The sequence below is a fragment of the Nonomuraea sp. NPDC048881 genome (assembly GCF_040649795.1).
In the GTDB taxonomy this organism is placed as follows: domain Bacteria; phylum Actinomycetota; class Actinomycetes; order Streptosporangiales; family Streptosporangiaceae; genus Nonomuraea.
Genome location: NZ_JBEZGC010000013.1, coordinates 64,495 through 89,895, shown reverse-complemented (window position 1 = coordinate 89,895; position 25,401 = coordinate 64,495). Strand labels below are relative to the sequence as shown.

The window sequence follows — 25,401 nt, the reverse complement described above, 5'->3', positions numbered from 1 at the left end:
TCAAAGGCTCGGGGTGGACGGCGGCACCGAGCGCAGACCACGCATGGCGATCTCGACGCCGTGCCGGGCGGCCTCCCACAACTCCTCCTGGGACCGGCCGAGCTGGACGCTGGCCAGGCCCGCCTGCTGGACGGCGCCCATCAGGGCCCCGATCATCGCGGCCGCGGTGATCGGGTCGAGGCCGGGGAAAGCCTTCAGCAGCTCCCCGACGACGCGCTGCTGAAGGTCGAGCAGCAGGTAGAGCCCCTTGGCCTGGAGCGCGGGCGTGGTCAGGGCCAGCCGGGTCACGCCGGACAGCTCCGCGGCCTCCTTGGCGGGGATCTTGGGCCGGCGGTGGGCGGCGTACCGCTCGACCGCCCTGGCCAGCACCTCGCCGGGGCCCTCCTCGGGGCGGCAGTCCGCGATGGCGCCGACCAGCACGTCGAAGTCCCGCTCCATGTCGACGAAGAGCACTTCGTCCTTGGTGCGGAAGTAGTTGAAGAACGTCTTGGGATCGACGTCCGCCGCCGCGGCGATCTGCGTCACGGTGGTCTGCTCATAGCCCTGTTCCTCGAACAGGGCCATGGCCGCCGACACGATGCGCTGCCGGGTCTCCCGCTTCTTCCGCTCCCGCCGCGTTTCCTGCATGCGAGCGAATATACTCGTACTAGAATTTTCCAGCAACTGGAAGTTTTTCACCCGAGGGGCCGCGCGTCGTTCTTCTTGCGTGCACCCGGGGGATCCTCTACCTTAATTCCCACTAAACCAGTCGCTTATTGTGGAATAGAGGCGGAGACGGTGATCCGTGGGGTCGGGCTGCGGGTGGCGGGGGTGGTCCTGCTGGCCGCGATCTGGTGGGCGGTCGCGGCCTCCCACCTGTGGCCCGAGGTGTTCGTCCCCAGCCCGGGGTCGGTGTGGGACCAGCTCTTCCTGACCTCCTCCGTGCACGACGGCCGGCGCGGCTACGGCGGCTACCTGCTGTCGGAGCATCTGCTGGCCAGCCTGCGCCGTATCCTGCTCGGCAGCCTGTACGGCATCGCCGGCGGCATCGCGCTGGGCCTGGTCGTCGGCCTGGTGCCCACCGTGCGCGCCCTGCTCAACCCGCTCATCACGTTCGTGCGGACGCTGCCGCCACTGGCCTACTTCAGCCTGCTGATCATCTGGCTGGGCATCGACGAGCCGCCCAAGGTCTCGTTGTTGTTCGTGGCCGCGCTGCCACCCGTAGCGGTGGCCACCGCCGACGCGGTACGCGGGGTGCACGAGGACTACCTGTACGCGGCCAGGTCGCTGGGGGCCGGGCGGTGGCAGCTTCCGTCCCGGATCGTGCTGCCCTCGGCGCTGCCCGAAGTGATCACCGGCGTCCGGGTCGCGGTCGGGGTGGCCTACACCACGGTCGTGGCCGCCGAGACCGTCAACGGAGTGCCGGGCATCGGCGGGATGATCCGCGACGCCCAGCGCTACAACCAGACCGACGTCGTCGTGCTGGGGCTGCTCGTCATCGGCGCGTCCGGCCTGCTCATCGACACCCTCCTCCAACTCACCGAGCGCCTGCTCGTGCCCTGGCGCGGCAAGGCCTGACCCCCTGCGAAGGCATCAGCCATGAAACATCGCCTCATCCCCGCGCTGGCGCTCGCACTGTGCCTGGCGGCCTGTTCCACCGGCACCGGCGCCACCCCCGCCGCCGACGGCAGCCCCAAGGAGCTGCGCATCGGCTACCAGCTCATCCCGAACGGCGACCTCATCGTCAAGGACCAGCGCTGGCTGGAGAGCGCGCTGCCGAACACGAAGATCAGCTGGATCAAGTTCGACTCGGGCGGCGACGTGAACACCGCGATGGTCGCGGGCAGCATCGACATCGGCCTGGCCGGCAGCAGCCCGGTCACCCGCGGCCTGTCCGCGCCGCTGAACATCCCGTACCAGGTGCCGTGGATCTTCGACGTCATCGGCGAGAACGAGGCGCTCGTGGCCCGCCAGGCGGGCTCGGTGACCGAGCTGAAGGGCCGGAAGATCGCGACGCCGTTCTCCTCGACCTCGCACTACAGCCTGCTGGCCGCGCTCCAGGAGGCCGGGCTGAGCGAGTCGGACGTCACCGTCGTCGACCTGGAGCCGCCGGACATCCAGGCCGCCTGGACACGCGGCGACATCGACGCCGCCTACGTCTGGACGCCCGTGCTCGGCGAGCTGCGCAAGGGTGGCAAGGTGCTGGTCACCAGCAAGGAGCTGGCCGCCAAGGGCAGGCTGACGGCCGACCTGGCCGTCGTCCGCACCCAGTTCGCCACCTCCTACCCCCAGGCGCTGCGCACCTGGCTCACGCAGCAGGACCGGGCGGTCAAGCTCGTACGCACCGACAAGCGGGCCGCGGCGGCGGCCGTCGGACGCCAGCTCAACCTGAGCCCCGACGAGGCCGCCGGGCAGATCGACGAGCTGATCCTGCTGGACGCCAAGGAGCAGGCCGGCTCTGCCTATCTGGGCACCCCGGACAAGCCGGGCGCGCTGGCCGAGAACCTGCGCAGCGCCGCCGAGTTCCTCAAGGCCCAGAACAAGCTGCCCGAGGTGCCCGCCCTGGAGGTCTTCCAGAAGGGCCTGGCCACCAAGGACCTGCGCGATGCCTTCACCAGCTGACACGCTCACCGCGGCGGCGGTGCGGCTGGAGGGCGTCTCGCTCACCTACCGGCCGCGCTCCCGCTGGTCGAAGGCGGAGCCTGTGGAGGCGCTGCGCGGGATCGAGGCCGACGTCGGCGCGGGCGAGTTCGTGACGATCGTCGGGCCCTCGGGCTGTGGGAAGAGCACGCTGCTCAGGCTCGTCGCCGGGTTCGCCGCGCCCACCTCCGGGACGGTCACCGTGGGCGGCGAGGCCGTGGCGGGGCCGGGTCCCGACCGGGGCGTGGTGTTCCAGCAGCCGCGGCTGTTCCCCTGGCTGAACGTACGGCGTAACGTCGAGTTCGGACTGCGCATGACAGGGGTGCCGAAGCGGGCCAGGACGGCCAGGGCCGACGAACTGCTCGCGCTCGTGGGGCTGGGCGAGGTGGCGGGGCGGCGTCCGTACGAGTTGTCCGGCGGCATGCAGCAGCGCGCCGCCATCGCCCGGGCGCTCGCGCCCGACCCCGCGATCCTGCTGATGGACGAGCCGTTCGCCGCGCTCGACGCGCTCACCAGGGAGCGGCTCCAGGAAGAGCTGCGACGGCTGTGGCAGGCCACGGGCAAGACCGTGCTGTTCGTCACGCACAGCGTCGACGAGGCCGTCTACCTGGGCACCCGCCTGCTGGTGATGAGCCGCGGGCCGGGCACGATCGTGCTCGACCAGCCCTCGGAGCTGCCGCGCGCGGCAGATCCGCGCACCCATCCCGACTTCCCGTCCGTACGCGAGACCGTGGCCGCAGCCGTCCGGCGGGCCGCTTCGTCCGACCCCGAGGTTTCCTGATGCGTTTCCACTGGTTCCTGCCCACGACCGGTGACGGTCACGACGTACGCTCTGCCATCACCACCACCGACGCCTACCGCCCCTCCGCCCGCCCGGCCACCGTCGCGTACCTGACGCAGGTGGCCAGGGCGGCCGAGCAGGCGGGGTTCGAGGCCGCGCTCACCCCCGTCGGCGCGGGCTGCCCCGACCCATGGATCGTGTGCGCGGCCCTGGCCCAGCACACCGAGCGGCTGCGACTGCTGGTCGCCTTCCGCACCGGGTACGCGCTGCCCACCCTGCTCGCCCAGCAGGCCCAGTCCTTCCAGGAGATCTCCGGCGGCCGGCTGCTGCTGAACGTCGTGACCGGGGGCGACCCCGTCGAGCAGCGCGCGTACGGAGACTTCCTCGACCACGACGCCCGCTACGCCAGGACCGGCGAGTTCCTGCACGTGCTCCGCCGCGCCTGGGACGGCGCGCCGTTCGACCACCACGGCGAGCACTACCGGGTCGAGAGCGGCGGCCTGCCCGCGCCGCTCGACCCGAGGCCGCCGCTCTACTTCGGCGGCGCGTCACCGGCCGCCGAGCAGGTCGCCGCCCGCCACGCCGACGTCGTGCTCATGTGGGGCGAGCCGCCGCAGGCGGTCGCCGAGCGGGTGGCCAGGTTGCGCACGCTCAGCGCCGCGCACGGCCGCACCCTCGGGTACGGCCTGCGCGTGCACGTCATCGCCCGCGACACGAACGAAGCCGCCTGGGCCGAGGCCGACCGGCTGCTCACGGGCATGGACCCGGGCCGCATCGCCGAGGCCCAGCGCCGCTTCGCCCGCTACGACTCCGTCGGCCAGCGCCGCATGGTGGACCTGCACGCCGGCGGCACCCGTGAGCTGGAGATCCACCCGGGGCTGTGGGCCGGGGTCGGGCTGGTGCGCGAGGGCGCCGGCACCGCCCTGGTCGGCTCGTACGACGAGGTCGCGGCACTGTTCCACGAATACGCGGCGGCAGGGGTGGAGGAGTTCGTGCTGTCCGGATGGCCGCATCTGGAGGAGGCGTACCGGGTCGGCGAGCACGTCCTGCCGCGCGTGCCGCGGACGGCGGCCCTTCCGGCCTGAGCCCCCATGGGAGGCTGGTCAGTCGCCGCGGCGCTCGTCGACGATCTTCGTCAGCATCGCGGTCCTGGGGCTGGGCCGTACGCTGCGTTGAATGTCGAGCAATTGGCCGACGGCTTGCACGACAGACTTCGGACCACTGCCGGATCAGCATCAGGGGTGTCCCCTCATTCCGCTTCTGAGAGGCAGCCATGATCAACGATCGCACAACTGAGCTCCAGGGCGGACCACGCACCGCGGATGGGACATCCCGTCCCCACGCAGAAAGGGCTCAGATCATGAACAGACTTCTCGCCACGCTCGCCGTGGTGAGCAGCGTCGGACTCTCCCTGTACGGAGGGTCCGCCGCAGCTTCCGCTTCCACCGTCTCCACGGCGAGCACACTCAGTTCCCTCTCGGGGTCCTGCGCAGCCCCCTACGTCGGCTCCGACAACAGGGTGCACGTCTTCTGCACCGGCCCCGGCACCGCCGACCTGCACGTGCAGTGCGCGGGGATCTGGTGGCGGGACGCCCAGACCAACATCACCGACAGCGGCCAAGTAGAGCTCGCCCTGGGCTGCGGCTGGTCACCCATCACCAGCTACTACGCCGAAATCCACTAGGAGGGCCACGATGATCGGCAAGAAGATCATGGTGCTGATGGGCGCGGCCGGCATGCTTCTGCTGGCCGCACCGCCGGCCTTGGCAGCGCCCTCGAACACCGCCGGGACCGTGGCCGCGTCATCCAGCGCGGCGGGCCTCCTCAGCTGGCGGTACTACGGAACCTACGACAACCTGGCCACCTGCCAGGCAGCCGGAATCGTCGCCGTCTTCTGGGACGGCTACGCCGACTACCACTGCGACGGAGACGGCGACGGCAGCTACGAGCTCTGGGTGAGATAGGCGCGAGAGTCCGCGGCCCTCCCCTTCGGCAGGGCCGCGGACGTCCATGTCCTTCCGCAGGACAGTGCCGAACCGGCCTTCAGCCCGAACATGGCGGCGTGGCGTGGCACGAAAGCACGAACTGCAGGGATCGGCGTCGCCCGCAGTGGCGCTATCTCAGCATGATGGCGCCGAAGCGGGCATCCGCGGCGCTCACCCCGGTGGAAATCGCGTGCACGGACTGCGCAGAGGACGAGATCCCGGCGGCGGTGCCGGCAAGCACCGCCAGCATGCCCCTGCCGCCGTTCTTGCCGGGCACGCCGACGATCAGTTCGCCCTTGCCGTCAGCCGTGACGTCGATGATGGAGACGGCCTCGCCCATGCGGTCGTCGGCCACGGAGTCCTCGGCGATCGGGTCCGCCGAAGGCGCCGTGTCGGGTGCGGCGATGCCGTCCTGAGTGAGGATCCGGGCAGCGGAGACGTCCGGGCCCGAGGCGGTCCCGGGGATCAGCGCGACGGCCCCCGCGGCCGCCTTGCCCGCGATGGTCGCTCGGGGCAGGCCGATGGCGATCTCGCCGCGTCCGTCGCCGTTGATGTCGCCCACGGTGACGGTGATGTCGGTGGACCCGAGCGTGGTCAGCCAGGACAGGTTGCGGGCCGTGAACCCGGGCTGGTACATGCCGGCGCCGTAGTAGGAGCCGTACCAGACGTGCACCGTGCCGGTGCTGGGCGTCACCATGACGACGTCGCGGTAGCCGTCGCCGTTCACGTCGCCGAGGCCGAGCTGGGAGTCCTTCTTGGTGCAGACAGGCTTGGTCGCCTCGGGGGTGTCGCAGGCCGCCGTGTTGCCCATGAGCATGGGGGTGTGGGCCGGATCGCGCAGACTGTCGATGTACCACAGCTCATGGCTGGTCGATCCGTAGGTGGGGGCGAGCAGGACCATCGCCTCCATGATGTCATCGCCGTTCACGGTGCCGATCGCCGTCGACTGCAGCCGAGGGCTGCTCGGGGCGTTGAGCGGCGTCCTTTCGAAAACGCCGCCGTTGTACCAGCCGCCGAAGGAGGCGTTCCAGCCGGTCGCGAACAGTCCCACGACGTCGGGTCGCGAGTCGTTGTCGGCGTTGCCGACGGTCAGCCCCTGGAAGTACGCCGAACTGGAGCTGCCCTGCTGGGTGATGCCGGCCGGTGTCCAGGAGAAGATCTGCCGCTCGCTGAGCCCCACGGTGACCAGGTCGGTCCTGCCGTCGCCGTCGACGTCGCCGGAGGTCAGTCCTTTGCCCCAGCCTCGGCAGACACCGGCTGATTCACCCGAGCAGCCGGTCGTGGGCCGGATGAGCTGTCTGGCGCCGCTGAGGCCGTTCGGGCCGCCGTACAGGACCGCGATCATGCCGCTGTTGTTCGTGCCGAGATAGCCCGGGTACGTGGGCATGCCCACGGCGACGTCGTTGTAGCCGTCGGCGTTGAAGTCGCTCTTGACGGCGATGGCAGGCGCCGCGGCGGCGGGTGCGGCAGGTGTGGTGAGCCCTACGGTCACTGCGAGTATCGCGGCCGACCAGGCGATCTTGTTCACGCGCATGGGGTGAGGATGCCGCTTGGGACTTGTGGCCGGGTTGGGGCTGACTGGCGACGACCGCCGAGCGTATCGGACGCGCCGACCTGCCCGGACCTGGTCGCACGCAGGCACACGGGAACGGGCCTGACCTGCATGGATGGGGCCAAGGGCCGGTTCATCGAGCCTGCCGGGTTTCGCAAGACCGATCCAACCCGATCACAAGACAACGCTTCTAGCTTCGTCCGCTGACGGCAACCACGAAGGAGACCGAGCAGCGTGCAGTCAAGGACGAAGATCGCGGGCATCCTCATGGCGGCACTGGCGATGACCTCCGCCGCCACTCCCGTCCGCGCGGCGACCACCCCGAACACACCACAGGACACACCGCAGAGCATTCTGACGGCGGCCGCCGACCAGATCAGGAAGGTTGTGGACGGCGGCGGGTACGCGGGCGTCGAACTCGGCGAGGAACGGGTGATCCTTTGGTGGAAGGGCAAGGTTCCCGGCCCGATCCGGGCCGCGATCCACCGGGCCGAGAAGATCGCCCCGGTGGAGGTGCGCCCGGCCCGGTACTCGGAGAGCGAACTGAGCGCGGCCTCCGACCGGCTCTGGGCCGCCTCGGGCGCCGAGAAGGGCGGGCGCGTCCACGCCGTCCAGATGCCCTTCGACGGGAGCGGTCTCACCGCCGCCGTCGAAGAGAAAGACATGGCCCTCGTACGGCAGGCGCTGCCGGACGTCGGGGTCCCGGTCCGTGTGGTCGTGCAGGAGCCGCTGCAGCTCACGTCCCGCTGTGACGACGACCTCCCCTGGTACGGCGGCGTGGCGATCGCCAACGCCACCTTCGGCGGCGCTGCCGGCTGCGGCGGGAGCCCCGCCCTGGGCTACAACTGCACCGGCGGCTTCCCCGTGTACATCGGCTCGACCCGCTACCTGCTGACGGCCGGGCACTGCGGCGCTCCCGGCGACGTGTTCACCGACGGCACCGGCCAGGTCATCGGCGTCGCCGAGCAGGAGAACGTCGCCCACGACCTCCTGCTCATCCGCGTCACCGGCCTCGTCAGCACGGGCAAGGGCAACGGCAGGATGTGGGACGGCACCCCCGGCGTCGGCGACTACACCAAGCCGGTGGTCGGCTGGGGATTCACCTACAAGAACCAGTCCCTGTGCATGTCCGGCGCCACCACCGGAGCCTCGTGCGGCCGAACCGTGGACTACAAGTACAGCGAGATCTGCGGCAAGGACATCTACGGCAACCAGGAGTGCTACAGCAACCTGGTCTCGGCCAAGCAACGGATCGACAGCTCCAGACACGGTGACAGCGGAGGCCCGGTCTTCGAACTGACCGGCGGCGACGCCCAAGTCCGCGCGATGGGCACGGTCACGGGCAGCATCACCAAGGACTGGATCATCACCAAGGACCAGTGGTTGCTGTTCCAGGAGTTCGCCACCGCCGTCCGCGACTTCCCCGGACTCGAACCGGCACTCGACCTCGGCCCCGATCCCGCGTAATCCCCAGCATCACGGATGCCGGCTCGACGCTCTGCAGAGCTCCCCGGTAAGACGTGAAGGGTCCCGGCGAAGTCGAGCGCAGCATCACGGACATCCTGAGGTCCCAATGGCAATGGAGCAGAATCCACCGGTATTGCTGCTGGCCCGCGGGAAGCTCTTGAGGAACACGGAGCCCCCGGCCGTTTCGCAGTAGAGTTTCGAGGGGGCCGGGGGCTCTCGGTGGTGGTGGTTGGATGCTGGAGGCGCCCAGGGCCTCGTCCTCGGCGCGCTCCTGCAGCCGCGCAGCGGCGGCGTCGCCCTGGGCGGCGGCCGGGGCGAGGCGTGCCTCTGCTGCGTGGCGACCGAGATCAGCCGGCGTCAGGCGACGGCCACCCACCCCGCGCAGGTACGTCGCCCTCCAGTACATCTAAGGCATGGTCACCGGGAAGGCCGAGCTGGACCCGTGCGAGCCGCCGCCGGGCCGCTCTCGAACTCCTCATCCTTCAGCACAGCCTGGTCGTGTCCCCACGCATCGAGCGACAACGCCAAGTCGTCAAGATGGCGGGCGATCGTGTGCTCTCCCTCCCAGCACGAGCCACCGGTACCGCGCTGGTCGTAGCGGCGAACCAGGCGCAGGTCGTCGATGACGCCGGCGACCGGGGCGAGATGGTCGGGGACTCCTGGCCCGCCGTGCACCATGACCACGGGAACCTCTGCGAAATCGCCGGGCTCGCGGTCCACGTACGTGGCTGTACACCGTCATCCAACCGGATCAAGGCCGCAGTCATGGAGGCGAGCGTGATGCGGTCGGGACCCGACGAGACGATCGCTCAACAGACACTCGCCGGGTTGCAAGTGAGGAGTTGATTCTCCAGGTCAGAGCCTATACGGCGGCTGGTGTCGCCCCTCCGGCATGATCAGCGCACACCACCACAGCCCAGGCCAGGCAGCTCGATATGCGAACGGCGCATCATTCAGTCGCTCGGTGGGTGGTGACGGGCGTGGCCGGGAATCACCTGACCTCCCGGTGCCCTGGCAAGCGGACGGGAATCCCATGGATCCGGACGGCGCGCTCCCCAGCTCGATCCGGACAAGGTCGCGAAGTGCTTCGATCTGTTCAGAGCCGAGAGCCGAAGCGAAGGCCGGTCGGAGGCGGCCCGGCGCCTCGAACGGAGGGGAAATGCAGGGGGGCGGGAGCCGGCCATGAGCACGTCGGTGTGTGTCCGGGGTGTGAATCGGCGGTCATAGGGGTGGCCGCCCGGCGCGTGCGATAAGCCGGGCCGGGGTCGATCGGGCCAAGCTCAGGTGGCCCGGAAACGTCCGGCGGTGGGCCTGGTGCGGCGGTTCCGCATGTCTGCGATCTTACGGGGCGACTTTGTCCGGGCTCTTTCGTATGCATGGAAACGGAGAGGGCCGTGGCATGAATGTCACAGAACAACGTTGGCATGTCCTGATGGCGTACCGGCCGCGACTGCTGGCCTTGGCGCTACGCATGGGGGCGGGGGCGGACGCGGAGGACGTCGTCCAGGACGCGTTGCTGCGTACCGCCACCTTCGCCGGTCTGGAGGAGGAACGGGCGTGGCCCTTCCTCGCCACCGTCACGGCGCGACTCGTGGTCGACCACCACCGCCGGACGGCTCGCGAACTGGTGTTACGCCGCCACGCGGCACTCATGCCACGTCCCCACGGCTTCGAGGACGCCGTGGCCGACGGGGACGAAGCCAGGCGCGCGGCACCCTTGATCGCACTGCTCGACCCCGAGATCCGCCATGTGGTCCGCCTGCGAATGGAAGGCGCCACCTGGGGACAGATCGGTGTCGCGCGCGGCGAATCGGCCGCCGCCGTCGAGATGCGGTATCGCCGTGCGACCGCTCCCGTGCGGCGGGCCATGAACCGCCCGGCCGGAAATCGGCGATGAATTCTGTCGAGCTCGCCGTCCAGGAACGTAATACCGGTGAAAGGTTCGTTCGTTCAGGCCGATATGCGATTCTTGGGAATCGCGGAAAAGGACAGCCATGCGAAGCTTGCGAAGGCGTATTCCGCCTGTACGGCATGCGTTTGTCGTGCTGCTGGCGGCGGCGCTCGCCTGCTTGATGTTCGCGCCCGCGGCGGGAGCGGAGAGCAGGACGTCCCAGAAGGTCTCGTCGTCTCTTACGGATCCCGACACCGAACTGGCCACCACGGAGAACGGCGAGGAACCGCTGGACTCCATCTCCAGCGAGGATTATCTCGCGAAGCTCGCCCAGAACGATGTCATCGTCTCGGCGGAGGAACGGACCCAGATCATGGCGAGTTCCTGCTGGATCTATACCGGCTACCGGGGCGGCAAGAACCGCGTCGGCCAATGGCTCTGGAAGTATTTCCAGAGAATGGACTACTGCCGCGACGGCTCCCGGATCACCAGCGCCCACTTCCACACCAGGTGGGCCGAGGTCTACATGGTGGGCTGGTCGTTCAAGGGTCACGAGTCGCTCGTGAGCAACGGCGGCCGGGGAGCGGCCCAATGGCGCAAGCGTACCCAGGGCGTCTTCTGTTTGGTCCCGTACGTCTCCTGCATACAGGAATCGCACCCCTGGGTGGACATGACCGTCTACGGTAACGGCGCGAGGTCCTTCAGCGCCGGCGGCTGACACACGAGAGCGCCGGTCCGGGAAGCCCCCGGGCCGGTGCTCTGTGCCGTCGGCGGCGAACGGAAGCGTCATGATCTCCTGGCACACCGGCGGCGGCTGAGCCGAAGGTGGCGGCCGAGGCGACCGTGGCGATGCGCGGGCAGCCGAAGGTGGAAGTGCCGAAGGCGGTGATGGTCAGCAGCAGGACGGCAGGCCGGTGGGGTGGGCGCTGCTTGCCGTCGTGCGTGGGGGAGGCCAGGAGGAACGCGTTGCCGGAACGGCCAGGGTCAGGACCGGCACAAGCAGGGCCCGCCCCGGCCCCCGATGGGGGTGGCCACTCCGGCGCCGGTAGCGCTAGGTGACTTCGGCACACACTGTACAAGCTTACTTACCGTACGTGGGCATCTCTTGCTATACCGGACACCGTGGGTCCGGATGACACCTTCGACAGCGTCCGTGCGATCGCCGACGCGATCCTGTACGAGGGGTACCTGCTGTACCCCTACCGCCGCTCCTCCGGCAAGAACCGCGTCCGGTGGCAGTTCGGCGTGCTGCTGCCGCCCGCCTGGGCACGGGCCCGGGGGCTCACCGGCGCGGGCGTGGCGGGCTCGGCCGAATCGTGGGTCCAGCAGACGGAATGCCTGCTCGAAGCGGACGGCGAGGTCACGGTCGAGCTGCGGATCCGCTTCCTGCACCAGCAGCGGCGTCAGGTGCAGCGCCGGGACGCCGACGGCGCCTGGCGGCCGGTCGACTCCCTGGGGGACGGGCCCACGCTGGAACTGAGCTTCGACGAGGCCGTGCCGCGCGAGTTCGACCTGCGTGCCGGCACGGCCGAACTGCTCGCGGGCGAGCGGCGGATCACCGTCGGCGTGCCGGCGGGCGAGGAGATCCGGCCGCTGGACGGCGGCCGGATCGTCGTCAGCCGGTCGGCGATCCGGGCGTCGGTCGCCGTCTCGGCCACGCGGTGCGCGACGGCGTCCCCGCTGCTGCGCCTGCGCTGCCGCGTCGAGAACGACGACCCGGCCACCCCCGCCGACGCCGCCCGCGAGGACGCGCTGCGCGCCTCGCTCCTGAGCTGCCACACCCTGCTCGCCACGCGCGGCGGCTCGTTCGTCTCCCTGCTCGACCCGCCGGAATGGGCCGCGGCGGCGGTCCGCGACTGTGTCAACACAGGCACCTTCCCCGTGCTGGCCGGTACGCCCGGCGCGCGGGACGTCGTGCTCTCCTCCCCGATCATCCTGTACGACCACCCGCGCGTGGCCCCCGAGAGCCCCGGCGACCTGCACGACGCCACGGAGATCGACGAGATCCTGTCGCTGCGCACCCTCACGCTCACCGACGCCGAGAAGCGGGAGGCCCGCGCCACCGACGCGCGGGCCGCGGAGATCATCGACCGCGTCGACTCCATGCCGCCCACCGCGCTGTCACGGCTGCACGGCGCGGTCCGTTCCCGCCGGGCCGCGGCGGCGGTGGACGGCGTGACGGTCGCCGGGGTGGAGGTCTCGAAGGGAAGCCGGGTCAGGCTCCGGCCGCGACGGTCGGGCACCGACCCCCAGGACATGTTCCTCGACGGCAGGACCGGCCTGGTCGAGGACGTCCTCCAGGACGTGGACGACACCTGGCACCTGGCCGTCACCGTCGAGGACGACCCGGGCGCCGATCTGAACCGCTGGTACGGGCGCTACCGCTACTTCACCCTCGACGAGGTCGAGCCCCTGGAGGCGGGATGAGCACCGGTGGTTCCCGAAACGTGACCGGTGGTTCCCGTAACGTGCTCGTGGCCGGCATCGGGAACGTCTTCCTGGGCGATGACGGCTTCGGCGTCGAGGTGGTCAGGCGCCTAGACCGGGCGGAGCTGCCCGCGACGGCCGACGTCGCCGACTACGGCATCCGCGGCGTCCACCTCGCCTACGAGCTGCTGGACGGCCGCTACGACACCCTGATCCTGGTCGACGCCGTCCCGCTCGACGGCCCGCCGGGAACGCTGGCCGTCATCGAGGCCGACGACCGGCCGTCCGGGGGCGACGTGGCGATCGACGGGCACGGGCTGCATCCGGACGCCGTGCTCCGGCTGCTGAACCACCTCGGCGGCGGCGTCGAGCGGGTCGTGATCGTGGGCTGCCGGCCCGCGGTCCTGGACGAGGTGATGGAGCTGTCCGAACCGGTGGCCGCCGCCGTGGAGGGGGCCGTCCGCCTCGTCGCGGAGCTGGCCTGGCAGGAGGCGGCGGGAAAGATCGAGAAGGAGACCACCGATGCATGAACTGGGGCTGTGCGACGCGATCGTGGAGGCCGCGCTGGGACGGGCCGGTGGACGCCGGGTGAACGCGGTGCGCGTCCTCGTCGGCGGGCACCCGGTGGATCCGCGGGTCATCGACACGGGCTTCCGCCTGGCCGCCGCGGGCACGGTCGTGCAGGACGCGACCGTCGAACTCGTCACCGTGCCGTACCTGATGCGCTGCGCGGGATGCGGCGCCGAGCAGGAGGCCCGCACCGCCACGGACCTGCTCGCCTGCCGGAGCTGCGGCGGGATGGACGTGGAGAGCATCACGGACGAGCGCGTCGTGGTGGAGTCGATCACGTTCGAACCGGTTCCCGGAACCGCCTGACAGACCCGCCGGCACCGGCTGGAGACCAGGCCGCTGACGTGAAGGAGAGACGTGACATGGCCGACCAGAAGAGCGGATTCGACGAGATGCACATCCTGTGGATCTCCGAGGGCATGAGCTGCGACGGCGACACCGTCTCCGTGACGGCCGCGTCCCAGCCCGCCATCGAGGACGTCGTCACCGGCCTCGTGCCGGGGCTGCCGAAGGTGCACCTGCACAACAAGGTCCTGTCCCCGACGTTGGGCGGGGAGGACTTCCTGGCCCCGTTCCGGGCCGCGGCGCGCGGCGAGCTGGAGCCGTTCATCTTCGTCCTGGAGGGGTCCGTCCCCAACGAGAGGATCAACGGAGAGGGCTACTGGACGTCGTTCGGCAACGACCCGGACACGGGCGAGCCGATGACCCTCAACACCTGGATCGACCTGCTCGCCCCCAACGCCTGGGCGGTCGTCGCGATCGGGACCTGCGCCACCTACGGCGGCATCCACGCCATGGCGGGCAACCCGACCGGCTGCATGGGCCTGGCCGACTACCTGGGCTGGGACTTCCGGTCGGCCGGCGGGTTGCCCATCGTGAACGTGCCGGGCTGTCCGGTGCAGCCGGAGAACTTCATGGAGACCCTCACCTGGGTCCTGCAGCACGCGGCCGGTTCGGCGCCGCCGCCGCCGCTGGACGCGCTGCTGCGTCCCCAGTGGCTGTTCGGCAGGACCGTGCACGAGGGCTGCGACCGTGCCGCCTACTACGAGCAGGCCGACTTCGCCAAGGACTACAACTCGCCCAAGTGCCAGGTGAAGGTCGGCTGCTGGGGCCCGGTCGTCAACTGCAACGTGCCCAAACGCGGCTGGATGAACGGGGTGGGCGGCTGCCCGAACGTCGGCGGGATCTGCATCGGCTGCACGATGCCCGGCTTCCCCGACAAGTTCATGCCGTTCATGGACATGCCGCCGGGCAGCAGCCTGTCCTCGATGCTGATCAAGCCCTACGGGGCGTTCATCCGCCGCATGCGCGGCATCACCAACAACACCGCGAACGCCGAGCCGCGGTGGCGGCACAACCGTGACGCGCTGACCAGCGGCTTCGATCCGCGGTGGCGCCCGTAAGGGCCCGCGACGCCAGAGAGGACACATCAGCACATGGCCATCTCCGAGCAGGAAGCGCCCGACCGGCGACCACCGGGAGAGCTCGTCGAGATGTCGTGGGATCCCATCACACGCATCATCGGCAACCTGGGCGTCTACACGAAGATCGACTTCGCCAACCGGCGGGTCGCCGAGTGCCACAGCACCTCCTCGCTGTTCCGTGGCTACTCGGTGTTCATGAAGGGCAAGGACCCCAGGGACGCGGGCTTCATCACCAGCCGGATCTGCGGCATCTGCGGCGACAACCACACCACCTGCTCGATGTACGCCCAGAACATGGCGTACGGCATCAAGACGCCGCCGATGGCCGAGTGGATCGTCAACCTCGGCGAAGCAGCCGAGTACATGTTCGACCACACGATCTTCCAGGACAACCTGGTCTTCGTGGACTTCTGCGAGGCGATGGTCAAGGAGACCAACCCGACGCTGCTGGCGCGGGCCAGGACCACCGAGGCGCCCGGGGCGGCGATCCACGGCAAGCGCACGATCGCCGACATCATGGAGGCGTTCAACCCGTTCGAGGGCGACATCTACAAGGAGGCGCTGCGGATCAGCCGCGTCACGCGGGAGATGTTCTGCCTGATGGAGGGCCGGCACGTCCACCCCTCGACGGTCTATCCGGGCGGGGTCGGCACGATGCCGGAGCCGACGTTGTTCACCGACTACCTCTCGCGCCTGCTCGGCGTGGTGGACTTCGTCAAGAAGGCCGTCGCGCTGAACAACGACGTGTTCGACTTCTTCTACGAGGCACTGCCGGGCTACGAGGAGGTCGGCCGCCGCCGGATCCTGCTCGGCTGCTGGGGGGCCTTCCAGGACCCGGCCGTGGTCGACTACCGCTACGAGACGATGAACGACTGGGGCAAGGCCATGTTCGTCACCCCGGGCATCGTGGTGGACGGCGAGCTGGTCACCAACAACCTCGTCGACATCAACCTCGGCATCCGCATCCTGCTCGGCAGCTCGTACTACGACGACTGGACCGCCGAGGAGCCGTTCGTCACGCACGACCCGCTCGGCAACCCGATCGACATGCGGCACCCGTGGAACCAGACGACCCTGCCCGCGCCGCAGAAACGCGACTTCGAGGGCAACTACAGCTGGGTCATGAGCCCCCGGTGGCTCGACCCGCGCACCGGTGACCACCTCGCGCTCGACACCGGCGGCGGCGCCTTCGCCCGCCTGTACGTCACCGCCCTGTCGGGCATCGTGGACACCCCGTACGTGAAGGCGACGGGCTCGTCGGTGCAGATCTCGCTGCCGAAGGGCCGCGACCTGCCGGAGACGACCCTGGAGTGGCGCATCCCGCCCTGGTCCAACGCCCTGGAACGCAACCGGGCCCGGGTGTACTTCGTGGCCTACGCCGCGGCCATGGCGGTGTACTTCGTCGAGCAGGCCATGGAGCGCATGCGCGCCGGGGACACCAAGGTGTTCACCGACTTCGCCGTGCCGGAGGAGGCCATCGGCGTCGGGTTCCACGAGGCGGTGCGCGGCGTGCTCTCCCACCACATGGTCATCAGGGACGGCAAGATCGCCAACTACCACCCGTACCCGCCCACGCCCTGGAACGGCAGCCCGCGCGACAGCTTCGGCACGCCCGGCCCGTACGAGGACGCCGTCCAGGACATGCCGATCTTCGAGGAGAACGGCCCGGACGACTTCAAGGGCGTCGACATCATGCGCGCGGTGCGCAGCTTCGACCCCTGCCTGCCCTGCGGCGTGCACATGTACGTCGGCAAGGGACGCACGGTGAAGAAGCTGCACTCGCCGATGTTCGGCGCGAGCCATGGCTGAGCCGGACCGCCTGGACGACCAGGCGGTGGCCCGCCTGCTGGAGCGGCTGGAGGAGACCCTGGGGCGGCTGGAGGGCATGCCCGGCCCGACGGCGGAGACGGCGCTCGACGCCGTCGCCATCCTCGCCGAGGTCTACGGCGAGGCCCTGGCCCGGGTCATGGACCGGGCTCCGGCCGGGTCCGCCGTCGCCGCCGCCCTGGCCGACGACGAGCTGCTCGGCCACCTGCTGGTCCTGCACGACATCCATCCCGAGCCGCTCCGGCGGCGGGTCGAGCGCGCGCTCGACGGCCTGGCCGGCGCCCTGCGCGCCCAGGGGGTGGAGGCGCGGCTCGCCGACGTGACGGACGACGTCGCGCGGGTACGGCTGACGGGCGGCTGCTCGTCCGGGTCGGAGCCCGTACGGCTGGCCGTCGAGCAGGCGGTGCGCGCCGTCGCGCCGGAGGTGGAGACGGTCGAGGTGAGCCGCGCCGCGCCGGTCGCCTTCGTCCCCGCCGACGCGCTGCTGGTCCGGCCCGGCGGCGCCGCGTGAGCACGACCGCGCACGGCCGCCTGCTCAGACGGACCGCGCGCCGCCGGGACGCGGGCGCGCGCTGCGAGCTGTGCGAGGCGCCGGTCCGGGGCGAGCACGGGCACGTCGTGGACACGCGTTCGGCGGAGGTGCTGTGCGCGTGCCGGGCGTGCGCGCTGCTGTTCGAGCCGGACGGCGACGGCCACTTCCTGCGGGTGCCCGAACGGCGGCTGCGGCTGACCGGGGTGCGGCCGGCCGACCTCGGCATCCCCGTGAGCCTGGCGTTCTTCGTCACCGCGCCCGACGGCTCGGCCACCGCGCACTACCCGAGCCCGCTGGGCGGCACCCGCAGCGACCTGGACGCCGCGGCCTGGCAGGCGGTCGCCGCCCGCGCCGAGGAGCTGCGCACCATGCGGCCGATGGTCGAGGCGCTGCTCGTCAACGGCGTACGGGGGGCCGGTGAGTGCTGGCTGGTCCCGATCGACGACTGCTACCGGCTGATGGCCCTGGTACGAGGTGAATGGACCGGCATGTCAGGCGGCGATCAGGTATGGGCAAAGATCGCGCAGTATTTCGCCCAGCTCGACGACGCAGGGCATCGCCGGGGGTAGGACCCGCACCATGGCACACATCAAGGTGGGCAAGCCCGACGTCGCACCCGACGCGACGGCGCACGTCAAGGGCGTCGAGCAGGGCAACCGGCCCGGCGCGTACGAGCAGCAGGCGGGACACCACCGGGACGGCACGGCCGACGCCCGGCGCTCGACGGGGATCAGCCCCAAGAAGCACGACCCGATCCTGCCTGTCATGCCCAACCTCCCGCCAGGCTGAGAAAGAAAGAACAGACATGCGGCGACCACGTACGACGCTGCTGGCCGCGCTGGCCGGGGCGGTGCTCCTGGGGATGTTCTGGAAGGAACTCCCGGCGCTGAGGCGCTACATCAAGATCAAGCAGATGTGATCCCGGAACGATGTGTCTTGGCATCCCCGGCGAGATCGTCGAGCTGCTGCCGGACCGGGCCGACCTGGCCACCGTCGAGGTCGCCGGCGTACGCCGCGCGATCAGCGTCGGCCTGCTGGACGGTCCGGTCCGGCCCGGTGACTGGGTCCTGGTCCACGTGGGCTTCGCGATGTCCAGGATCGACGAGAGCGAGGCCGCGGCGACGCTGGCGCTGCTGAACGGCCTCGGCCCCGCCTACACCGACGAGCTCCAGGCGCTCGCGGAATCCGACATCACGTGAAAGGCGCCGGCATGCGCTTCGTCGACGAGTACCGCGACGCCCGGACGGCACGGGCCCTGGCCGCGCGGATCGCGGAGCTGTGCGAGCCCGGCCGCCGCTACACCTTCATGGAGGTGTGCGGCGGGCACACCCACACGATCTACAAGCACGGCGTCGAGGACTACCTGCCGCCGAACGTGAACCTCGTCCACGGGCCCGGCTGTCCCGTCTGCGTGATCCCCATGGGACGCGTCGACGACGCGATCGCCATCGCCGGCGAACCGGACGTGATCATGACCTCGTTCGGCGACATGATGCGGGTGCCCGGCGGTGAGGGCTCCTTCCTGGACGCCAAGGCCGCCGGCGCGGACATCCGCATGGTGTACTCCCCGCTCGACGCGCTGCGGATCGCCCGCCAGAACCCCGCCCGCCGGGTCGTCTTCATGGCGATCGGCTTCGAGACCACCGCGCCGTCCACGGCGATGACCGTGCTGCGGGCCGCGGCCGAAGGGCTCGGCAACTTCTCCGTCTTCTGCAACCACGTCATGATCATTCCGGCGATCAAGGCGATCCTGGACTCGCCGGACCTGCGGCTCGACGGCTTCATCGGGCCGGGCCACGTCTCCACCGTGATCGGCTGCCGGCCGTACGCGTTCATCGCCGAGGAGCACGGCAAGCCGCTCGTCTGCTGCGGGTTCGAGCCGCTGGACGTGCTGCAGTCGATCCACATGCTGCTGCGGCAACTCGCCGAGGGGCGGGCCGAGGTGGAGAACCAGTACACGCGGGTGGTGCCGTGGGAGGGCAACGGCCGGGCGCTGGAGGCGATCGGGAAGGTGATGGAGCTGCGCCCGTACTTCGAGTGGCGCGGCCTCGGCTTCATCTCCCACTCCGCGCTGCGCCTGCGCGACGCCTACGCGGCCCACGACGCCGAACGGATCTTCCAGGTGCCGGGCGTACGGGTGGCCGACCCGAAGGCGTGCCAGTGCGGCGAGGTGCTCAAGGGCGTGCTCAAGCCGTGGGAGTGCAAGGTGTTCGGAACCGCGTGCACGCCGGAGACGCCGATCGGCACCTGCATGGTGTCCTCCGAGGGCGCCTGCGCCGCGTACTACAACTTCGGCCGGTTCACCCGCACGCGGGCCAAGGAGGCGACCACGGCATGACGACCGAGCGCACCGCCGGATGGGCCGAGCGGGCCGTCCACGAGGCGGGTGGGCCCGCCGGCCCGGCGACCCGCGAGGAAGAGGTGCTGCTGCGCATCGAGCGCGCCCGGGGACGCCGGGCCCGGGTGCGGGAGGAGCGCATCACGCTGGCCCACGGCGCGGGCGGGAGCGCCTCGCACACGCTGGTCGAGGCCGTGTTCGTGGACGCGTTCCGCAACCCGATCCTGGAGCCGCTCGGCGACGGCGCCGTGCTGGGGGTGGCGGGCGGGCGGCTGGCCTTCAGCACCGACTCCTTCGTGGTCTTCCCGCTGTTCTTCCCCGGCGGCGACATCGGCGACCTCGCCGTCAACGGCACGGTCAACGACCTGGCCGTCTGCGGGGCCCGGCCCCTGTACCTGTCGGCCGGCTTCATCCTGGAGGAGGGCTTCCCGGTCGCCGACCTGCGGCGGATCGCCACCTCGATGGCCGCCGCCGCCGACCGCGCCGGCGTCCAGGTGGTCACCGGGGACACCAAGGTCGTGGAACGCGGCAAGGCGGACGGATGCTACGTCACCACCGCCGGCGTGGGCGTGCTGGAGCGGGAGACGGAGCTGACGCCGTCGGCGATCAGGCCGGGCGACGCCGTCATCGTCTCGGGGCCGATCGGCGAGCACGGCGTCACCATCATGATCTCCCGTGGGGAGCTGGACATCGAGGCCGACCTCGCCTCCGACACCGCGCCGCTCAACGGCGTCGTCGCCGCGCTGCTCGACGCCGTCCCCGGGGTGCGGGTGCTGCGGGACGCCACGCGCGGAGGGGTGGCGACGGTGCTCAACGAGCTGGCCCGCTCCTCGCGGCTCGGCATCGTGGTGGAGGAGTCGGCGGTGCCGGTCCGCCCGGTGGTGAACGGCGCCTGCGAACTGCTCGGCATCGACCCCCTGTACGTCGCCTGCGAGGGCCGGTTCGTCGCCGTGGTCGACGGCGAGCAGGCCGGAAGGGCGCTGGAGGCGCTGCGCGGCCATCCTCTCGGCGCGGAGGCGGCCGTGGTCGGCCGGGTGCGTGCCGAGCCCGCGGGGCTCGTGCTGCTCGACACGGCCTTCGGCGGCACCCGGATCGTCGACATGCTCGTCGGGGACCCGCTGCCGCGCATCTGCTGAGCCGCGGCCGACCGGCGCTTCATCCGGCGCTTCATCCGAGCGTGGGTCATCCGGCGAGGTTCATCCGGCGTGGTCGAGGGCGGCGGCGACGGCGGCCTGGCCCAGGCTGAGGCCGCCGTCGTTGGGCGGCACCCGCGAGTGCAGGAGCACCCGCAGGCCCGCCTCCCGCAGCCCTGCCTCCATCCGCTCCAGCAGGACGACGTTCTGGAAGACGCCGCCGGACAGCGCCACCTCGCGCAGCCCCGTCCGTTCGCTCAGCGCCAGCACCGCCCGCAGCAGGACACGGGCCAGGCCGTTGTGGAAGCGCGCGGCCACCAGCGGCGTCGGCACGCCCGCCAGCAGGTCCTCGACCGCGCCGCGCACCAGATCGGTCCCGGACACGACCAGCTCCGGCCCGCCGGACAGCGCCGCCGGGTAGGCGGCCCGCTCGCCAGGCTCGGCGAACTGCTCCAGTTCGATCGCCGCCTGCCCCTCGAAGAGCACCCGGTCGCGCAGCCCGGCGATCGCGGCCACCGCGTCGAACAGCCGGCCCGCGCTCGACGTGAGCGGCGCGTTCGTCCCGGTGCGGGCCAGCGCCGCCACGGCCGCCCACCGGTCCCGGTGCCGCCGGACGAAGGGCAGGTCCGGCGGCGCGTCGCCGTAGATCGCGTCGAGGTAGGACACGCCCATGCGCCACGGCTGCCGTACGGCCGCCGCCCCGCCGGGCATGGGCAGCGCCTCCAGGTGCCCCGCCCGCTCGAACCCCCGCAGGTCGGCGACCAGCAGCTCGCCGCCCCACAGGGTGCCGTCGGAGCCCAGGCCCAGGCCGTCCAGGGCGACGCCGATCACCGGGCCCTCCTCGCCGTTGTCGGCCAGGCAGGAGGCGATGTGGGCGTGATGGTGCTGCACGCCGACGAGCTCGACGCCGTCGAGGCCGGACGCGTACTTGGTGGACAGGTACTCCGGGTGCAGATCGTGGGCGACGAGCCGGGGCCGGACGCCGAACAGCCGGCTCAATTGGCCGATCCCCTCCGCGTACGAGCGCAGGGTCTCGTAGCCCTCCAGGTCGCCGATGTGCTGCGACAGGACCGCGTGGCGGCCCTTGACCAGGCAGAAGGTGTTCTTCAGCTCGCCGCCGCAGGCCAGCACGTGCCGGGACGGCGGCCGTCGCAGCGTCACGGGAGCGGGCACGTACCCGCGTGAGCGACGGACGGGCAGCTCCCGGCCGCGGAACAGGCGCACCACCGAGTCGTCGGCCCGGACGTGGATGCGCCGGTCGTGGACGAGGAAGCCGTCGGCGATGCCGGACAGCCGGTCCAGGGCGTCGTCGTCCCGGTGCGCGATGGGCTCGTCCGACCGGTTTCCGCTGGTCAGGACCGCTGGCCGGCCGAGCCGTACGGCCAGGAGATGGTGCAGCGGCGTCGCGGGCAGCATCACCCCCAGCTCCCGGTTGCCCGGCGCGACCGCCTCGGCGACCGGCGCCCCGCTCCGGCGCGGCAGCAGGACGACGGGCCGCCGCGGTCCGCTCAGGACGCGCTCGGCGGCCGGGGTGAGCAGGACCAGCTCGCGCGCCGCGGCCAGGTCAGCGGCCAGCACCGCGAACGGCTTGCCCTCCCTGCGTTTGCGGGCCCGCAGCGCGCCGACCGCCTGTTCGTTCCCGGCCACGGCCGCGAGGTGGTATCCGCCCACGCCCTTGACCGCCAGGATCCTGCCCCGCGCCAGCCAGAGCGCCGCCGCCCCGACCGGGTCGCCCGGTTGGGGGCGGCCGTCCGCGTCCAGCAGCCGCAGCGACGGCCCGCACGCGGGACAGCACACCGGCTGGGCGTGGAAGCGCCGGTCGCCGGGGTCGCGGTACTCCCGCGCACAGCGGTCGCACATGGCGAAGGGGGCCATCGTGGTGTTGGGCCGGTCGTAGGGCAGGTCGGTGACGATGGTGAAGCGGGGCCCGCAGGCCGTGCAGTTGGTGAAGGCGTAGCCGTGCCGGCGCGCGCCCGGGTCGGCGATCTCTGCCGCGCAGGCGTCGCACGGCGCCGTGTCCGGCGGCACGCACACCTGGCGGGCGCCCTCGCCGCGGCTGGCCACGATCCGGAAACCCGACTCCGCGACGGGCTCGGCGTCCGCCACGGTGACGCTCTCGACCAGCGCGGACGGCGGCGCCCGCCGCTCCAGCTCCGCGACGAAGGCCCGCAGCGCCGACGGCTCACCCTGGGCCTCGATGAACACGCCGCGCGGATCGTTGCCGACGAACCCGGCCAGCTCGTGCCGTCCGGCCAGGCCACTGACGAACGGCCGGAAGCCCACGCCCTGGACCAGCCCCTCGACCCTGATCCGGATCCGGCCGGGCCCCTCAGCCGCCACCGGTCAGCGCCCGCTGCACCAGCTCCCACAGGACGTGGTAGAGGGTCACCTGGGCCTCCTGGATCCGGTGCACCGACGGGGACGGCACGACGAACAGGTGATCGGCCAGCCCGTCGGCCGCCATCCGCCCGCCGTCGCCGCCGGCCAGGCCGACGGTCAGGGCGCCGCGGCGACGCGCCTCGGCGAAGGCGTGCAGCACGTTCGCCGAGCCGCCGCTCGTCGACAGGCCCACCACGACGTCGCCGGGCCGGGCGAAGGCGGCGACCTGGCGGGCGAAGGCCAAGTCGTAGCCGACGTCGTTGGACAGCGCGGTGACGACGGCGGCGTCGGCGGCCAGGCAGGTCGCCGCGAGCGCCCGCCCGCGCGGCGGGTGGGCGAAGAGCTGGGCCAGCGCCTGCGCGTCCGTGGCGCTGCCGCCGTTGCCGACGGCGAACAGCCTCCCGCCGGACTCGAAGGCCGCCGCCGTCCGCGCCGCGCAGCGCGCCAGCTCCTCCCCGTGCAGCCCGGCGACCGTCTCCCGCAGCGCGACGATCTCGTGCGCCTTGGCCGCGCAGGAGCGGCGCACCTCCTCCAGCAGGGCATCCGGATCGGTGGGCCGGACGTACAGGGACGGGTAGAGGGCCTCGACGCCGGCGCCTTCCGCCGTGCTCATCCGCACTCTCCTCCCACCGCGATGGCCTCACCGGCGTGCACCAGGACGACGTCACCCGGCCCTGCCTCGACCAGGGCCACGCTGATCTCCTGCGGGCCGCCGGCGGCCCCCTGCGCGATGGCCAGGCCGTCTCCGAGCAACTCGACGACGCGCATGGGCAGGGCGAGGTCGGAACAGGTCAGGCACACCCGCTCCCCCGGTTCCTCGGTCATCGGGCCTCCTCCGGCTGGTCGAGGAAGACGTGCACCAGCTCCCAGAGCAGGTGGTAGACCGTCATGTGGATCTCCCGCACCACGCACGGGTCGCCGGACCGGACGCCGAGGACGTGGTGCACGGCCGGGCTGCGGCCGACGGCGCCGCCGTCCCCGCCTTCTCCGCCTTCTCCGCCCACGAGCGCGACGGTCAGCAGTCCGAGCCCGTGTGCCGCCTCCAGCCCGCGCAGCACGTCCGCGCAGCCGCCGTCCCAGGAGAACCCGAGCGCCATGTCGTGCTCGGCGGCCAGCAGGCGCACCTGCTCGGCGTAGACCTCCTCGAACCCGCTGGTCGCGGCGATGGCGGTCAGCCGGGCGGCGTCATGACTGAGGGAGAGGGCGGGCAGGGCCCTCTTGCCGACGATGACCGGATGGACGAACTCCACGGCCACGTGCTGGGCGTCCGCCGAGGCGCCGCCGTCGCCGAAGACCAGCAGCCGACCGCCCCACGCGAACCGCCGGGCCATGGCCCGGCACGCCAGGGCGATCGAGGCGGCCTCCCCGGCGAGCGCCCGTCCTGGGGCGACCCGCCGCTCGAAGGCCGGCGACACAGGCGTCATCCCACCTCTCCTTGCCACGAGGCGACGCGGGAGCGGGACGGCCCCGCGTCGTGGGACGGCGGCCGGTGTCCCTCGTCCCACAGAGCCGCGCAGGCGCGCAGGACGTCCCCCAGGTCGCGCAGCCGGATCATCGCGGCCTTCAGGTCGCTCAGGCCCGAAGCGGTGATCTCGTACCTCCGGCGCGGAGGTCCCGTACGCGAGGCGGTCCAGGAGGAGACCAGGCACTGGTCGCGTTCGAGGGCGCGCAGCAGCCGATAGACATGGCCGGGCTCCGCCCCCGCCACGCCCAGCTCCCCCAGCCGGTCGATCAGGTCGTAGCCGTGGCTGGGCCGGTTCCAGATCAGGAGAAGCAGGATCGGGGACAACAATCCTCGTCTCTCGCCGCCTTCCATACGAACTCCCCCGCCAGCGGAACGCACTCTCCAAGGGGTAGTAGAACGTCCATGCCGGGCGATTCCCCGGTTCCGCACGCCGTCCTTGCCAACTTCTGGCAGAAGGCAAGCCAAGGGTTAGGTCTCGGGCGATCGGTTGCGTCCCGTACGGCGAGCGCAGCAACGAGCGGACCCACGCCGGGGGTACCGCAGGCATGGTGCGTACCGCGACGTCGGCCCGGCGAACGTCAAGGTCGGCCGGGTGCGCGAGGGGCCCGGCGACGCCCCGGACAATCCTGCAGGCTGACCCAGGGGAATCGACGGGGAAAGCGCAGACGTCCTGTCGGTGCACCGGCGTAGGCTGCCTTCAGTGGCCGATCCGCTGGCCCGCCACTGACGCGACACGGAGGTCAGCGTTGAACGCCACGCCGATCAACCTCACCAAGGGGCAGCACCAGCTCCTGATGCGCATCCGGGACAACACGGTGATCACTGGCGACGTGCACATCTTGTGGGGCGACCTGACAAAGCGTGCGCTCTTCGCCCGGCTGGCCGAACTGGGGCTGATCCGCGACGAGCGGGACGATCTTGCGAACGGTTACCGCTGGCACATCACCGACGCGGGCCGGGCAGCGCTCGACTGATTCGCCGGAGACCTCTGCGCGTACCAGCCCATGCCCG

29 protein-coding genes are annotated in these 25,401 nt (G+C 71.4%); 21 read left to right on the top strand and 8 right to left on the bottom strand.

The features are described from left to right. Nucleotides 1-627, bottom strand: a complete 627-nt coding sequence (locus tag AB0C33_RS36310; protein WP_358295894.1) for a TetR/AcrR family transcriptional regulator — start codon at nucleotides 625-627, stop codon at nucleotides 1-3. Nucleotides 628-777: 150 nt separating this feature from the next. Between AB0C33_RS36310 and AB0C33_RS36305 the strand changes: the two genes are divergently transcribed. The 6 genes from AB0C33_RS36305 to AB0C33_RS36280 all read left to right on the top strand — a co-directional run bounded on the left by AB0C33_RS36305 (nucleotide 778) and on the right by AB0C33_RS36280 (nucleotide 5,364). Then, entirely contained in the window at nucleotides 778-1,557 is a 780-nt protein-coding gene (locus AB0C33_RS36305) for an ABC transporter permease (RefSeq protein ID WP_358295891.1), read from the top strand. Between the two features lie 21 nt (nucleotides 1,558-1,578). Beyond that, on the top strand, nucleotides 1,579-2,601 hold the full coding sequence (locus tag AB0C33_RS36300) for a glycine betaine ABC transporter substrate-binding protein (protein WP_358295888.1): 1,023 nt from the start codon (nucleotides 1,579-1,581) through the stop codon (nucleotides 2,599-2,601). Continuing rightward, the gene (locus tag AB0C33_RS36295; protein WP_358295885.1) at nucleotides 2,585-3,400 is read left to right on the top strand and encodes an ABC transporter ATP-binding protein; all 816 of its coding nucleotides are present in this window, start codon (nucleotides 2,585-2,587) and stop codon (nucleotides 3,398-3,400) included. The genes AB0C33_RS36300 and AB0C33_RS36295 overlap by 17 nt, the downstream gene beginning before the upstream one ends. Further along, the gene (locus AB0C33_RS36290) at nucleotides 3,400-4,485 is read left to right on the top strand and encodes an LLM class flavin-dependent oxidoreductase (protein ID WP_358295883.1); all 1,086 of its coding nucleotides are present in this window, start codon (nucleotides 3,400-3,402) and stop codon (nucleotides 4,483-4,485) included. The genes AB0C33_RS36295 and AB0C33_RS36290 overlap by 1 nt, the downstream gene beginning before the upstream one ends. Nucleotides 4,486-4,760: 275 nt before the next feature. After that, nucleotides 4,761-5,084, top strand: coding sequence for a hypothetical protein (locus AB0C33_RS36285; RefSeq protein ID WP_358295880.1), 324 nt, complete (start codon nucleotides 4,761-4,763; stop codon nucleotides 5,082-5,084). A 10-nt stretch (nucleotides 5,085-5,094) separates the two neighbouring features. Further along, a complete protein-coding gene (locus tag AB0C33_RS36280; protein ID WP_358295877.1) occupies nucleotides 5,095-5,364 on the top strand; it encodes a hypothetical protein in 270 nt (89 codons plus the stop codon). Nucleotides 5,365-5,515: 151 nt separating this feature from the next. Here the strand turns inward: AB0C33_RS36280 and AB0C33_RS36275 are convergent, their stop codons facing one another. Next, entirely contained in the window at nucleotides 5,516-6,919 is a 1,404-nt protein-coding gene (locus tag AB0C33_RS36275; protein ID WP_358295874.1) for a VCBS repeat-containing protein, read from the bottom strand. Between the two features lie 252 nt (nucleotides 6,920-7,171). Here AB0C33_RS36275 and AB0C33_RS36270 point away from each other — a divergent pair, with 252 nt between their 5' ends. Further along, the gene (locus AB0C33_RS36270) at nucleotides 7,172-8,404 is read left to right on the top strand and encodes a hypothetical protein (protein ID WP_358295871.1); all 1,233 of its coding nucleotides are present in this window, start codon (nucleotides 7,172-7,174) and stop codon (nucleotides 8,402-8,404) included. Nucleotides 8,405-8,821: 417 nt separating this feature from the next. Here the strand turns inward: AB0C33_RS36270 and AB0C33_RS36265 are convergent, their stop codons facing one another. Beyond that, nucleotides 8,822-9,124 carry an alpha/beta hydrolase gene (locus AB0C33_RS36265; protein ID WP_358295868.1) on the bottom strand — a complete coding sequence of 101 codons (303 nt, stop codon included), beginning with the start codon at nucleotides 9,122-9,124 and terminating at the stop codon, nucleotides 8,822-8,824. A gap of 679 nt (nucleotides 9,125-9,803) precedes the next feature. On the opposite strand from AB0C33_RS36265, the gene AB0C33_RS36260 reads away from it, so the two are divergent. The 13 genes from AB0C33_RS36260 (at nucleotide 9,804) to hypE (ending at nucleotide 20,549) form a co-directional block, all read left to right on the top strand. Next, nucleotides 9,804-10,301, top strand: a complete 498-nt coding sequence (locus AB0C33_RS36260; protein WP_358295866.1) for a sigma-70 family RNA polymerase sigma factor — start codon at nucleotides 9,804-9,806, stop codon at nucleotides 10,299-10,301. Between the two features lie 145 nt (nucleotides 10,302-10,446). Continuing rightward, nucleotides 10,447-11,013, top strand: a complete 567-nt coding sequence (locus AB0C33_RS36255; RefSeq protein ID WP_358295863.1) for a hypothetical protein — start codon at nucleotides 10,447-10,449, stop codon at nucleotides 11,011-11,013. 404 nt (nucleotides 11,014-11,417) lie between these two features. Further along, complete coding sequence (locus AB0C33_RS36250; protein WP_358295860.1) at nucleotides 11,418-12,722, top strand: hypothetical protein; 1,305 nt, start codon at nucleotides 11,418-11,420, stop codon at nucleotides 12,720-12,722. Between the two features lie 20 nt (nucleotides 12,723-12,742). Next, on the top strand, nucleotides 12,743-13,252 hold the full coding sequence (locus AB0C33_RS36245) for a hydrogenase maturation protease (RefSeq protein WP_358295858.1): 510 nt from the start codon (nucleotides 12,743-12,745) through the stop codon (nucleotides 13,250-13,252). Further along, nucleotides 13,245-13,598 carry a hydrogenase maturation nickel metallochaperone HypA gene (locus tag AB0C33_RS36240; RefSeq protein WP_358295855.1) on the top strand — a complete coding sequence of 118 codons (354 nt, stop codon included), beginning with the start codon at nucleotides 13,245-13,247 and terminating at the stop codon, nucleotides 13,596-13,598. The genes AB0C33_RS36245 and AB0C33_RS36240 overlap by 8 nt, the downstream gene beginning before the upstream one ends. Before the next feature lie 56 nt (nucleotides 13,599-13,654). After that, nucleotides 13,655-14,695, top strand: a complete 1,041-nt coding sequence (locus AB0C33_RS36235) for a hydrogenase expression protein HypE (RefSeq protein WP_358295853.1) — start codon at nucleotides 13,655-13,657, stop codon at nucleotides 14,693-14,695. A 33-nt stretch (nucleotides 14,696-14,728) separates the two neighbouring features. Further along, nucleotides 14,729-16,525 (top strand): nickel-dependent hydrogenase large subunit, encoded by a 1,797-nt coding sequence (locus AB0C33_RS36230; RefSeq protein WP_358295850.1) that lies wholly within the window; start codon nucleotides 14,729-14,731, stop codon nucleotides 16,523-16,525. Further along, entirely contained in the window at nucleotides 16,518-17,054 is a 537-nt protein-coding gene (locus AB0C33_RS36225) for a NifU family protein (RefSeq protein ID WP_358295847.1), read from the top strand. Before AB0C33_RS36230 ends, AB0C33_RS36225 begins: the two co-directional genes overlap by 8 nt. After that, nucleotides 17,051-17,644 (top strand): DUF5947 family protein, encoded by a 594-nt coding sequence (locus tag AB0C33_RS36220; protein ID WP_358295843.1) that lies wholly within the window; start codon nucleotides 17,051-17,053, stop codon nucleotides 17,642-17,644. The genes AB0C33_RS36225 and AB0C33_RS36220 overlap by 4 nt, the downstream gene beginning before the upstream one ends. Nucleotides 17,645-17,654: 10 nt before the next feature. Next, entirely contained in the window at nucleotides 17,655-17,864 is a 210-nt protein-coding gene (locus AB0C33_RS36215; RefSeq protein WP_357707651.1) for a hypothetical protein, read from the top strand. A gap of 140 nt (nucleotides 17,865-18,004) precedes the next feature. Continuing rightward, a complete protein-coding gene (locus AB0C33_RS36210; RefSeq protein ID WP_357707649.1) occupies nucleotides 18,005-18,274 on the top strand; it encodes a HypC/HybG/HupF family hydrogenase formation chaperone in 270 nt (89 codons plus the stop codon). Between the two features lie 11 nt (nucleotides 18,275-18,285). Then, nucleotides 18,286-19,413 (top strand): hydrogenase formation protein HypD, encoded by a 1,128-nt coding sequence (hypD, locus tag AB0C33_RS36205; RefSeq protein WP_358295840.1) that lies wholly within the window; start codon nucleotides 18,286-18,288, stop codon nucleotides 19,411-19,413. Further along, entirely contained in the window at nucleotides 19,410-20,549 is a 1,140-nt protein-coding gene (gene hypE / locus AB0C33_RS36200) for a hydrogenase expression/formation protein HypE (protein WP_358295837.1), read from the top strand. The genes hypD and hypE overlap by 4 nt, the downstream gene beginning before the upstream one ends. A 60-nt stretch (nucleotides 20,550-20,609) precedes the next feature. On the opposite strand, the gene hypF is transcribed toward hypE, so the two are convergent. Genes hypF through AB0C33_RS36175 form a run of 5 tightly spaced genes read right to left on the bottom strand, consistent with a single transcriptional unit; the run spans nucleotide 20,610 to nucleotide 24,714 of the window. Then, a complete protein-coding gene (gene hypF, locus AB0C33_RS36195; RefSeq protein ID WP_358295834.1) occupies nucleotides 20,610-22,886 on the bottom strand; it encodes a carbamoyltransferase HypF in 2,277 nt (758 codons plus the stop codon). Continuing rightward, a complete protein-coding gene (locus AB0C33_RS36190) occupies nucleotides 22,876-23,538 on the bottom strand; it encodes an SIS domain-containing protein (RefSeq protein WP_358295831.1) in 663 nt (220 codons plus the stop codon). Before AB0C33_RS36190 ends, hypF begins: the two co-directional genes overlap by 11 nt. Further along, on the bottom strand, nucleotides 23,535-23,750 hold the full coding sequence (locus AB0C33_RS36185; protein WP_358295829.1) for a HypC/HybG/HupF family hydrogenase formation chaperone: 216 nt from the start codon (nucleotides 23,748-23,750) through the stop codon (nucleotides 23,535-23,537). The genes AB0C33_RS36190 and AB0C33_RS36185 overlap by 4 nt, the downstream gene beginning before the upstream one ends. After that, nucleotides 23,747-24,349, bottom strand: a complete 603-nt coding sequence (locus tag AB0C33_RS36180; protein ID WP_358295827.1) for an SIS domain-containing protein — start codon at nucleotides 24,347-24,349, stop codon at nucleotides 23,747-23,749. The genes AB0C33_RS36185 and AB0C33_RS36180 overlap by 4 nt, the downstream gene beginning before the upstream one ends. Beyond that, nucleotides 24,346-24,714: a helix-turn-helix transcriptional regulator gene (locus AB0C33_RS36175; RefSeq protein ID WP_358295824.1), complete on the bottom strand. Its 369-nt coding sequence runs from the start codon at nucleotides 24,712-24,714 to the stop codon at nucleotides 24,346-24,348. Before AB0C33_RS36175 ends, AB0C33_RS36180 begins: the two co-directional genes overlap by 4 nt. Nucleotides 24,715-25,136: 422 nt before the next feature. Between AB0C33_RS36175 and AB0C33_RS36170 the strand changes: the two genes are divergently transcribed. Then, on the top strand, nucleotides 25,137-25,364 hold the full coding sequence (locus AB0C33_RS36170) for a hypothetical protein (protein ID WP_358295821.1): 228 nt from the start codon (nucleotides 25,137-25,139) through the stop codon (nucleotides 25,362-25,364). Nucleotides 25,365-25,401 lie beyond the last annotated feature (37 nt).